This window comes from Rhizobium sp. R711 (genome assembly GCF_002211365.1).
Lineage (GTDB): Bacteria > Pseudomonadota > Alphaproteobacteria > Rhizobiales > Rhizobiaceae > Rhizobium.
Genome location: NZ_LOKZ01000012.1, coordinates 410908 through 421856, shown reverse-complemented (window position 1 = coordinate 421856; position 10949 = coordinate 410908). Strand labels below are relative to the sequence as shown.

Below are 10949 nucleotides of genomic sequence, written 5' to 3'. Positions count from 1 at the left end.
CCCTCGTCAGTGATCGGGCTTATAGACCCTGCCCCTTTTCTAAGTCAACACCGCCAAACAAAGTTTTTTGACATTTTTGTAACAGATTGAAATGAAAGAGGGATTTTCAAGAGTGGGTGCTTTGGCCATCCGTACGGACCCATGGCGGCGACTCCTGCCTGTACTTGCCGTCCAGCTTCCACCCTCAGATGCAGAATCTTCGCCATTTGAGGTCCGGCTCAATCCGCGGAGGACATGACTTGCGCACAGCCGCGCGGTGTCGGTAGTTTTACCGGCGATGCATTACCCCCGGGGAATGACGTAGCTGATCCTAAAAGAGATGCGTGCCATCCTCGCTTATGAAACGAAGACGCGCACGTGACCCGCATGACTTCCCTGCCGGAACTTCCGGTTTCGCATGTTCTCCCGGAGATCGGGGCGGCACTGGCCACACGGGGCCGCGCCGTGCTTTCCGCCCCGCCGGGCGCCGGCAAGACGACGCTTGTTCCCCTCTATCTGCTCGATCAGGATTGGCGTGGCGACGGCAAGATCATCCTTCTGGAGCCGCGACGCCTCGCGGCCCGCGCGGCGGCAAGCCGCATGGCCTCGCTGCTTGGCGAGACTGTGGGCGGGACCGTCGGCTATCGCATGCGGCTCGACACCAGAGTATCCGCCAAGACCCGCGTCGAGGTCGTGACCGAAGGCGTGTTCGCCCGCATGATCCTCGAGGATCCCGAACTATCAGGTGTCTCGGTCGTCATCTTTGATGAGTTCCACGAGCGCTCGCTGGACGCCGACTTCGGCCTGGCACTGGCGCTCGATGTGCAATCCGCCTTGCGAGATGACCTGCGCGTACTGGTAATGTCAGCGACGCTTGACGTCGCGCGTGTTGCCGAGCTTCTCGGCCAGCCGCCTGTCATCGAAAGCATGGGGCGAAGCTACCCGATCGACATCCGCTACAAGGATCGGCCGAGCGGCGAGCGCATGGAAGACGCGATGACGCGCGCGATCGTTGACGCTCATGCCAGCGAGAGCGGATCAATCCTCGCCTTCCTGCCCGGCCAGGCGGAGATCGCCCGCACCGCCGAGCGGCTCGAAGGACGCTTTGGACCACAAACGCTGATTGCACCGCTTTTCGGCAACCTGACACAGCGGGAACAGGATGCGGCAATCCGGCCGGCCGAGCCCGGGACGCGCAAAGTCGTGCTCGCCACCTCGATTGCCGAGACGTCGATCACCATTGACGGGGTGCGGATCGTAATCGATAGCGGCCTGCAGCGGCTTCCGGTGTTCGAGGCCTCGACCGGCATCACGCGACTGGAAACGGTGCGCGTCTCGCGCGCTTCGGCCGACCAGCGTGCCGGACGTGCGGGACGAACCGAGCCAGGTATTGCGATCCGTCTCTGGCATCAGGGGCAGACCGCCGCCCTGCCGGCATTCACGCCGCCGCAGATACTTTCCAGCGATCTCTCCGGCCTCGTTCTCGATCTTGCCCACTGGGGCGTGCAGGATGCCCGCGCACTGTCCTTCGTCGACCAGCCGCCGGAGACGACGCTGTCGGAGGCGCGGGCGCTGCTGCTGCAGCTTGGCGCGCTCGACAAGGACGGCGCACTCACTGCGCGCGGGAAGATGATGCGCGACCTTGCGCTGCCGCCGCGTCTGGCTGCCATGGTGATCTTCGCAGGCGAGACAGGGCATGCAAGAGACGCGGCAGAGCTGGCGGTTCTGTTGACTGAACAGGGCCTCGGCGGTCCAAGCATTGACCTCGAAGAGCGGATGCGGCGCTTCCGGTCGGAGCGCGGCGATCGCGCCGAAGGTTCGCGTCAGCTGGCGGCTCGACTGGCCAAGGGTCTCGATGTCGCCAAGGCTGCGGAACCCAGCCAGACGGGACGGCTGCTGCTGCACGCCTTCCCTGACCGAATCGGGCTGCAGCGCGGCGGCAGAGGCCGCTTCCTCATGGCGAATGGGCGCGGCGCGGAACTGCCGGAGACCGAGCGGCTCGCCGGCAGCCCGATGCTCGTCATCGCAGATTTGACGGGCCGGGCGGCGCAGGGGCGCATCCTGGCGGCAGCCGAAGTGTCTCGCGCCGACATCGAAGAAGACCTGCCCGGTTCAATTTCGACCGGCGATCAGACCTTTTTCGACCGACAGAGCCGGCAGGTCCGAGCCAGGCGGGCGACCCGGCTCGGCGCCATTGTCTTCGACGAGACGCCACTGCCTCGTCCAACCGGCGAAGCTGCCAGCCGTGCACTGGCAGAAGGTGTGCGCGAGCTGGGGTTGGAACAGCTGCCTTTTTCCAAGGAAGCCATGCAGCTGCGCGAGCGCATCGGCTTTCTTCATCGCAGCATCGGCGATGCGTGGCCTGATGTCAGCGACGAAGCATTGATTGCGCGGCTCGATGAGTGGTTCATTCCCTACCAGATGGATGCTCGGGGGATTTCCGACATTTCCCCGTCGGGTCTTTCGAACGGGTTGATGGCGTTGATACCGCACGAGATGCAGCGGGATCTTTCACGCCTCGCGCCAACGCATTTCGAAGCCCCGACGGGACAGCGGCATCCGATCCAATATGATGGCGAGGAACCGACGCTGACGATCCGCGTGCAGGAACTCTTCGGCCTCAATCAGCATCCGGCAATCGGTGGCGGTCGACTGCCGCTGCTTCTCGAGCTGACCTCGCCGGCACACCGGCCGATCCAAACGACCCGTGATCTACCCGGATTCTGGGCCGGCTCGTGGCGGGACGTGCGCGCCGACATGCGCGGCCGCTATCCCAAGCACCCCTGGCCCGAGCGGCCGGAAGACGCCACGCCGACGACAAGGGTCAAACCTCGTGGTACATGAGCGCTACTACGGTTCAAGGGATGTCAGATGGTCGACAATGTCGAGAGTTCGTCGGAAGAGGACAGGCATAGTAGCAGGCGATTGAGATTGCAGACGCTGGTGCGGCTGCGATGGCTTGCTGTCGGCGGCCAAGCCGTGACGGTGTTCATCGTTGCCTTCTGGCTGAAGTTTCCCCTTCCGCTCGTTGCATGCGCGGTGCTGATCGCGGCACTGGCGGCGGTCAATTTCTACCTGATGATCCGCTATCCGCCGACCCATCGGCTCTATCCGGGCGCGGCCTTCGCGCTGCTCGGTTTCGACCTTCTGCAGCTTTGCGCGCTGCTCTTCATCACCGGCGGCCTTGCAAATCCTTTCGCCGCGCTCGTCTGCGTTCCTGTCATCATTTCCTTTGCGTCGCAGCCGATCCGCTTCAGCACGGTGCTCATTCTCATTGCGATGATCTGCATCACCATTCTCGCGTTCTCGCCCTTTCCCTTGCCGTGGTTCGATGGGGTCGAGATCAATGTCCACACCGTGATGCAGTTCGGCGTCTGGTGCTCGATCGCATCGACCATGGCCTTCGCCGCCTTTTATGCATATCGGGTCTCGATGGAAGCGAGCCAGCTGGCCGATGCGCTAGCGGCAACCGAGCTCGTCCTGCAGCGGGAGAAGCACCTTTCGCAGCTGGACGGTCTTGCCGCTGCGGCGGCACACGAGCTTGGAACGCCGCTTGCCACCATCAGCGTCGTTGCCAAGGAAATGGAGCGCGAACTCAAGGATGACGATCGCTTTCGCGAGGATGTGCAACTGTTGCGCAGCCAGAGCGAGCGGTGTCGCGACATTCTGAGGCGGCTAGCGACGCTCTCGGCTGAAGGAGAAGCCCATCTCCGGCGGTTGCCACTGTCATCGATGATGGAAGAGATCGTGGCGCCGCATCGGGAATTCGGGATCAAGCTCGAACTGATCGAAAAGAGTCCGCGCAAAGGCGAGCCCGTAACCGACCGCAATGCCGGCATCATGTATGGGCTCGGCAACCTGATCGAAAACGCCGTCGACTACGCGCGCGACGAGGTCACCGTAACGGTCGAGCACGATGCGCGAAAAGTCCGCATCACGATCGAGGACGACGGCGAGGGCTATTCTTCCGATATCCTGACCCGGATCGGCGAACCCTACGTAACCAAGAGACAGCGGGAAGACCGAGCCGGCGGGCTGGGACTGGGGCTCTTCATCGCCAAGACGCTCCTGGAGCGATCCGGCGCGTCACTGGTGTTCGAGAACCGCATGCCGGAGGCGGCAGGAGCGCGTGTCCGTGTCGAATGGCCGCGCATGCTGATCGATGCAAATTCGACAAAATGACGCTATCGGCATAATGAAAAACGGGAAACTTGACTTATATCAGGCAGGCGATTGCCGGGATTGACGAACATGAACGAGCTTGACCACGAATCCTCCCTTGCAGATGCGGATCATATTGGTCCAGACGCCAGCCTGCTGATCGTCGATGACGACGGGCCGTTCCTACGCCGCCTGGCACGCGCCATGGAGACGCGCGGCTTCAAGGTCGAGACAGCCGAATCGGTTGCCGAGGGTGTTGCCAAGTCAAAGAGCCATCCGCCGAAATACGCGGTGGTCGACCTGCGACTTGGCGATGGCAATGGATTGGATGTGATCGAGGCCATCCGACAGCGTAGGGACGATACGCGGATCATCGTCCTGACCGGCTACGGAAATATTGCTACGGCCGTTACGGCGGTGAAGCTTGGCGCCGTCGATTACCTGGCGAAGCCCGCTGACGCCGACGACGTCTACGCCGCGCTGACGCAGCGGGCCGGCGAGAAAGCGGAGTTGCCGGAAAACCCAATGTCGGCCGATCGGGTGCGCTGGGAGCATATTCAGCGGGTTTATGAGATGTGTGAGCGCAATGTTTCGGAGACAGCGCGGCGGCTTAACATGCATCGCCGCACGCTACAGCGTATTCTGGCCAAGCGCGCGCCCAAATAACTCTACATATCGTCGACGTCGAAAGGCTTGCCGTTTGCCCATTCGGCCATCAGCAGGCGCTGAGCAGCTGCGCGGGAGAAGCTCAGGGTGACCGATTTGCGGGTGGCGGGCGCGAGGCGATGCTCCGGCGCTTCGCGGATCATATGGGCGCCGTAACCGTCAGAGAGAAACAAGCCGCAATCCTCGGGGAAGATATCGAGCGGAACATCCTTGTGCGTCGCGAAGAACAGCCGATCACAATGCAAGCGATAGTCCGGCCACTTGCGGTCGACACGAAGGTCTTCGATCGAGGTCTTGATCTCGATGATCCAGATCTCTCCCTTCTCCGAAATGGTGATCAGATCCGCGCGCCGTCCGCTCGCAAGCGACAGTTCCGGCAACACGGCGTGACGCATTTCGTGAAGTAAAATCTGAGCCCCGCGGCGCACCAGCATAGCTCTGTCCGACTGCCGGCCGTCTATTAACGGATTGTTATTGTAAACACTCAAAATCGTCATGGATAACCGTGAGTTTGGCGCGCGCGTTGTTGCAAAAAAACCATGCGCTTCTAATTTGCCGCTGCGTATTGGTTTTGCCGCACTGCAACGGCTTGCAAAGGCAAAGTTAATCGAAAATAAACTATAATCAAAGATGGTTCAAAAGACCGTTCCTCCCTTGCCTATTTCCTAAGAGACATCCATGCGCATCCGCAATGCATTTCCTGTATTCGGCCTGATCGCGACGCTCGCTCTGGCCGGTTGCTCCTCGACTACCGAAAGCGCCTCCGTTGAAGACAAGGTCGCGCCGGGGCCGACCGTCCAGACCGCGCAAATCTTCGACGACGCTTACGGCGTGACGACGGATGCCGGGTATTCGCTGCCGGCGATCCCGATCCAGAAGGTCAAGCCGCAATTCCGCCGCCAGATCGTCTCTTACGAAACCACCGAGCGCCCGGGCACGATCATCGTCAATACCCGCGAGCGTTTCCTCTATTACATCCTGCCCGGCGGCAAGGCGATGCGTTACGGCATCGGCGTCGGCAAGCAGGGGTTCGCATGGGCAGGCACTGCCTATGTTGCCTGGAAGCAGGAATGGCCGACCTGGCATCCGCCGAAAGAAATGGCTGAGCGCAAGCCCGAAGTCGCCAAATATGTTGAGGATGGCATGGGCCCCGGCCTCAGCAATCCGCTCGGCGCGCGTGCCATGTATCTCTTCAACGAAAAGGGTCAGGACACCCTCTTCCGTCTGCACGGAACGCCGGAATGGGCTTCGATCGGTACTGCTGCCTCCTCTGGCTGCATTCGACTGATGAACCAGGACGTTATCGATCTCTACAGCCGCGTACGCCCGGGCAAGACGACTTCGAAGGTCATCGTTATCCAGTAAGCTGTCCCTGAAATAGGGTATTAGAAAGGCCGCCGGAACATTGTTTCGGCGGCCTTTTCGATTGCGTATTCTCGTCAGATCGCCTGTTTGGCCTTCAGCTCGAGGCGGCGGCGATGCAGGACCGGCTCCGTATAGCCATTCGGCTGCGCCCTGCCCTTCAAGACCAGGTCAAGTGCCGCCTGGAAAGCGATCGAACCGTCGAAATCGGCGGCCATCGGTGTGTAGGCTGGGTCGGATGCATTCTGTTGATCCACGATCGCGGCCATGCGTTTCATCGTTTCAACGACCTGGGCTTCGGTGGTAACCTTGTGATGCAGCCAGTTGGCCATATGCTGCGCGGAGATGCGCAGCGTCGCACGGTCTTCCATAAGACCGACATTGTTGATGTCAGGCACCTTGGAGCAGCCGACGCCCTGATCGACCCAGCGAACGACGTAACCCAATATGCCCTGAGCATTGTTGTCGAGTTCACGCTGGATTTCCTCCGGTGTCCAATTCGGACGAACCGCGACGGGAACTGAAAGAATATCGGAGAGCTTGGCGCGCGCACGATCCTTCAAACCCTGCTGAACGCGGCCGACATTGACACGGTGATAATGGGTGGCATGCAGTGTTGCGGCGGTCGGGGACGGAACCCAGGCGGTATTTGCGCCGGCCTTCGGGTGCGCGATCTTCTGCTCCAGCATCGCCGCCATCAGATCCGGCATCGCCCACATGCCCTTGCCGATCTGCGCATGGCCGGAAAGGCCGCATTCGAGGCCGATATCGACGTTCCAGTTTTCGTAAGCGCTGATCCAGGCGGCCTGTTTCATGTCGCCTTTGCGGATCATCGGCCCGGCTTCCATCGATGTATGGATTTCATCACCGGTGCGGTCCAGGAAGCCGGTGTTGATGAAGACGACGCGTTCGCGAGCCGCGCGAATGCATTCCTTCAGATTGACGGTCGTGCGCCGCTCCTCGTCCATGATCCCCATCTTAATGGTATTGCGTGCCATGCCGAGGGCATCTTCGACGCGCGTGAAGATCTCGGCGGCGAACGCGACTTCCTCAGGACCATGCATCTTCGGCTTGACCACGTAGACCGAACCGGTGCGGGAATTCTTGCGGCTGCCGTTCGCGCCGACGTCGTAGAGCGCAATCATCCCGGTGATCATTGCATCCATGATTCCTTCCGGCACTTCATTGCCATCACGATCAAGGATAGCCGGATTGGTCATGAGATGGCCAACGTTGCGAACGAGCATGAGCGAGCGGCGATGCACTTCGAAGGGCGTAGCGGTCGGGCCGTTGTATTCTAGATCGGAATTGAGCTTACGGATGAAGCTCGATCCACCCTTCGACACCTCTTCCTGAAGGTCGCCCTTCATGAGGCCCAGCCAATTGCGATAGACCACGACCTTGTCTTCAGCATCGACGGCCGCAACCGAGTCTTCGCAGTCCATAATCGTCGTGATCGCCGATTCCAGCCAGACGTCGGAGATATGCGCCGGATCGCTTTTGCCGATCGCGGTCGAGGCATCGATGACGATGTCTATGTGGATACCGTTGTTCTTAAGTAGGATGCGAGACGGCGCCGCGGCATCACCCTGATAGCCGGCAAAATGTGCCGCATCGGTCAGCGAAACATGCTCACCGTCGGTCGAGGTGATGGCAAGAGCACCATCCTTGAAAGCAAAGGTCGCAACATCCTTCCAGCTCCAGCTATCCAGCGGCGCGGCTGTGTCAAGGAAATCACGAACCCAGGCTATGACCTTATCGCCTCGCTTCGGATTGTAGGCCTTGCCCTTTTCGGCCCCGTCGCTTTCGGGAATCGCATCCGTCCCGTAGAGCGCATCGTAGAGCGAGCCCCAGCGAGCATTGGCGGCATTCAGCGCATAGCGCGCATTCATCACAGGAACGACCAGCTGAGGACCGGCAATCGAGGCAATTTCCGGATCGACGTTCGTGGTCGTGACTTGGAAATCCGAGCCCTCCGGCAGGATATAGCCGATGTCGCGGAGAAACGCCTGGTATGCTTCGATGTCGCTCGGTGCGCCATGCTGGCGGTACCAGTCATCGATGCGAAGCTGGAGTGCATCGCGCTTGGCGAGCAGCTCGCGATTGCGCGGCGCAAGATCGTGAACGATGGCGGAGAAATCAGCAAAGAACTTGTCGGCATCGATCTTCAGGCCGGGCAGCGCCTCCGTCACCAGGAACTCATGAAGGACGGCTTCAACAGCAAGACCGTTTTTATCGATGCGGCTCATTCAATGTCTCCTAAAACCCACGACAGCTTTCGCATGCTGCCACTTTGCCCGGCTTTCATTCATAGTCAATTATGCAATAGTTCGAAAGATTTATGCCGATTTAGGAAAAGACCGTGGCGTAACGCGCATCGGCAGACCGTTTTGCGGCTGGGTCGTCAGCTTCTGAACGGGCCACGGCTTCGTCTGCTCCGTCATATCGAAGCGGAAACTGTGCATGAGCACCGCCAAAGCGATGACAGCCTCTTGTAGAGCGAAGGTCGCGCCGATGCAGACCCGCGGACCGGCACCGAACGGCAGAAACTGGAAACGCCCGATCTTGCCGCGATTCTCCGGCAAGAACCGTTCCGGGATGTATGCTCGCGGCTTGTCCCAATAAAGTTCGTGACGATGCAGCGTCCATGGCATGATGAGAATGGTGACGCCGGGCTCGATCTCGACCGCCTCCCCTTTCGCGTCGGTCCAGCGATCGGCGGCGATGGCGGCGCGATTGATCGACGGCGCTGGCGGATAGAGCCGTAGCGCTTCCTCGAAGGCAGCGCGCGTGTAAGGCATCAGATCCAGCCACTTCACCGGCTCGACATCCTGCGCCAACACGCGATCAATCTCCTCCTCCATCGCCTCGCGAATGTGCTGCGTGTTGGCAACGCAATAGAGTGTCCAGGCGAGCGCACGCGCGGTCGTCTCGTGGCCGGCGCCAATGAATGTCAGAATATTGTCTTCGATTTCATCGTTCGTCAGCCCGCCACTTTCGGCCTGCTCGAGAAGCAAGGTCAGAAAGTCGTCTGGCGCGGCAGCGCGATCGGCCCGCATCCGGGCGAGCCGGGCGTCCATGGTCTGGCGCACGATATTTCGGAACTTGTCGAGCACCTTCTGACCGCCGATACGGGTCAGACGCGGAACCCAGGACGGTGCGCGCAAAAGGTCCATCGGGTCGACGCGCCCCATGCGGTGCAAGAGCGCGTTGACGTCATCGGCAAAGCTATCGGAGGAGGTGACAATCTCGCCTGAGAACAGCGTATCGGCGAGAATGGCAAAGGTCAGCTCTGTCATGTCGGCCGCGATCTCGAAGACCTTGCCATCTCTGCCGGCAGATTCGTATTTCCTCGCGTAGTCCTCGGACTGGCGAAGCATCTGCCCGGCAAAGCCGTTTGCATGGCGCGGCGTGAAAACCGGTGCAACCGCCTTGCGGGACCGCTTCCAAACGTCCCCTTCCGCCGTCAGGAGCCCATCACGCAAGATCGGGCGCAAAATGAGCTGGCGAATATCCGACATGCGGTAATTGGCGGCATTATCGACCAGAACATGGCGGATCAGGCCGGGATCGTTGACGATCAGGGTTCTTTCACGGAAGAACCGCGTCTGAATCCACGGCAACGTGTAGGAAGGCTCACCCCAGAGCTCCAGCGGGTTGCGCAGAATGGTGCGAATGATCTCAAGCCGACTCGGTGGCACCGTACGGGGCAACGGTGCTGGCGGTACAAAGGGATCCGGACGCATGTCCATGGGGAACTCAGCCTTTTCGCGGGAGAAGTCCGTCCCGGCAAGGCAAAAGCTAGAGCAGACGCTCCAGCTCGTCCAGCTTGTCGTTGACCAGCCAGCCGTAATAGTTCTCCTCCGGCCAGACATTTTCCCCCGAAGCTCGGTTCTTGGCAGCGAGGGCAGCCGCGCGCTGGCGCGAGTTGCCGACGTTGTAGAGTGTTGCTGTCAGGCCCGGATTCTTGGAAATGTCCATGTCGGCGATCTGCTTGTAATCGTCGATCGAGCGCCGGATGGAGGCGGCGACAAAGGCGAGCGAGACATCCGGCTCCATGATCGCCTTATAGACGGCACCGGCATCCTTCTCGTTGAGCTTCTCATAGCCCGACACCTTGGAGACGAGGTCCGAGAGCATCAGCGCCGTCAGCGGGTTGATCTGCCCAAGGCCAAAGGTCTGACCGGCGTAGAAGGGCTGGAAGAAGACCGCGCTGAAGCGGTTGTTCGGGAAGCTCTCGCCGCCGACGGTCTTGCCACGGAAGTCGCTCTCCCAGACGTCTTCGCGGCAGCTCCACAGCGTATAGGAATCGCCCTTGCCGTTGCATTTAGCAAATTGCGGCCGCTTGATGAAGTCGTCGACGTCCTCGCCATTATAGGCGAAGCGGAAGCTCTCCCCGGCGTAGGACGCAGCCTTCACATAATAGGACTGCAAGCGGTCATAGGCATCGACATTATAAGTATGCTCGCCGACAATCGCGCCAATCACATGGATGGGGTCGATGCCGTAAGCGGCCGAAACCTTCTTGATCTTGGCCATCAGCTCGTGATCCGATGCCAAGAGGTCATGGACCTTCTCGTATTTGCGATCGAACGAGGTCTTCGTGCCCTTCGTGCGGCGGACCGATGCGCCTGGAACATCGGGTTGCTCGGCATGGCGATTGCCTGGCGGCACCACTTGCATGGCAAAAGCCGGCACCGAGGTCAGCACGGCAGTAGCAATCAAGAGACTTGTCAGAAGGCGTCGCACTATCAGCGTTCCCATCGGTTCATGGCATTCTC

Annotated in this window: 8 protein-coding genes; 4 read left to right on the top strand and 4 right to left on the bottom strand. The window is 60.5% G+C overall.

The window, feature by feature from the left end; genetic code table 11:
- Positions 1–357: 357 nt before the first annotated feature.
- The 3 genes from hrpB (at position 358) to ATY80_RS15355 (ending at position 4806) form a co-directional block, all read left to right on the top strand.
- Positions 358–2823, top strand: coding sequence for an ATP-dependent helicase HrpB (hrpB, locus tag ATY80_RS15365; RefSeq protein WP_088693226.1), 2466 nt, complete (start codon positions 358–360; stop codon positions 2821–2823).
- Between the two features lie 27 nt (positions 2824–2850).
- Positions 2851–4161 (top strand): ActS/PrrB/RegB family redox-sensitive histidine kinase, encoded by a 1311-nt coding sequence (locus tag ATY80_RS15360; protein WP_088693225.1) that lies wholly within the window; start codon positions 2851–2853, stop codon positions 4159–4161.
- Positions 4162–4230: 69 nt separating this feature from the next.
- Positions 4231–4806: an ActR/PrrA/RegA family redox response regulator transcription factor gene (locus ATY80_RS15355; RefSeq protein WP_037116872.1), complete on the top strand. Its 576-nt coding sequence runs from the start codon at positions 4231–4233 to the stop codon at positions 4804–4806.
- Positions 4807–4808: 2 nt separating this feature from the next.
- On the opposite strand, the gene ATY80_RS15350 is transcribed toward ATY80_RS15355, so the two are convergent.
- Positions 4809–5303, bottom strand: a complete 495-nt coding sequence (locus ATY80_RS15350) for an MmcB family DNA repair protein (RefSeq protein WP_088693224.1) — start codon at positions 5301–5303, stop codon at positions 4809–4811.
- Positions 5304–5484: 181 nt separating this feature from the next.
- On the opposite strand from ATY80_RS15350, the gene ATY80_RS15345 reads away from it, so the two are divergent.
- Positions 5485–6171, top strand: coding sequence for a L,D-transpeptidase (locus ATY80_RS15345; protein ID WP_088693223.1), 687 nt, complete (start codon positions 5485–5487; stop codon positions 6169–6171).
- 74 nt (positions 6172–6245) lie between these two features.
- Here ATY80_RS15345 and ATY80_RS15340 read toward each other — a convergent pair whose 3' ends face one another.
- The 3 genes from ATY80_RS15340 to ATY80_RS15330 all read right to left on the bottom strand — a co-directional run bounded on the left by ATY80_RS15340 (position 6246) and on the right by ATY80_RS15330 (position 10917).
- Positions 6246–8417, bottom strand: a complete 2172-nt coding sequence (locus ATY80_RS15340; RefSeq protein ID WP_088693222.1) for a malate synthase G — start codon at positions 8415–8417, stop codon at positions 6246–6248.
- Between the two features lie 90 nt (positions 8418–8507).
- Positions 8508–9920, bottom strand: coding sequence for a cytochrome P450 (locus tag ATY80_RS15335; protein ID WP_088693221.1), 1413 nt, complete (start codon positions 9918–9920; stop codon positions 8508–8510).
- A gap of 49 nt (positions 9921–9969) precedes the next feature.
- Positions 9970–10917, bottom strand: a complete 948-nt coding sequence (locus ATY80_RS15330) for a DUF1402 family protein (protein WP_088693255.1) — start codon at positions 10915–10917, stop codon at positions 9970–9972.
- Positions 10918–10949 lie beyond the last annotated feature (32 nt).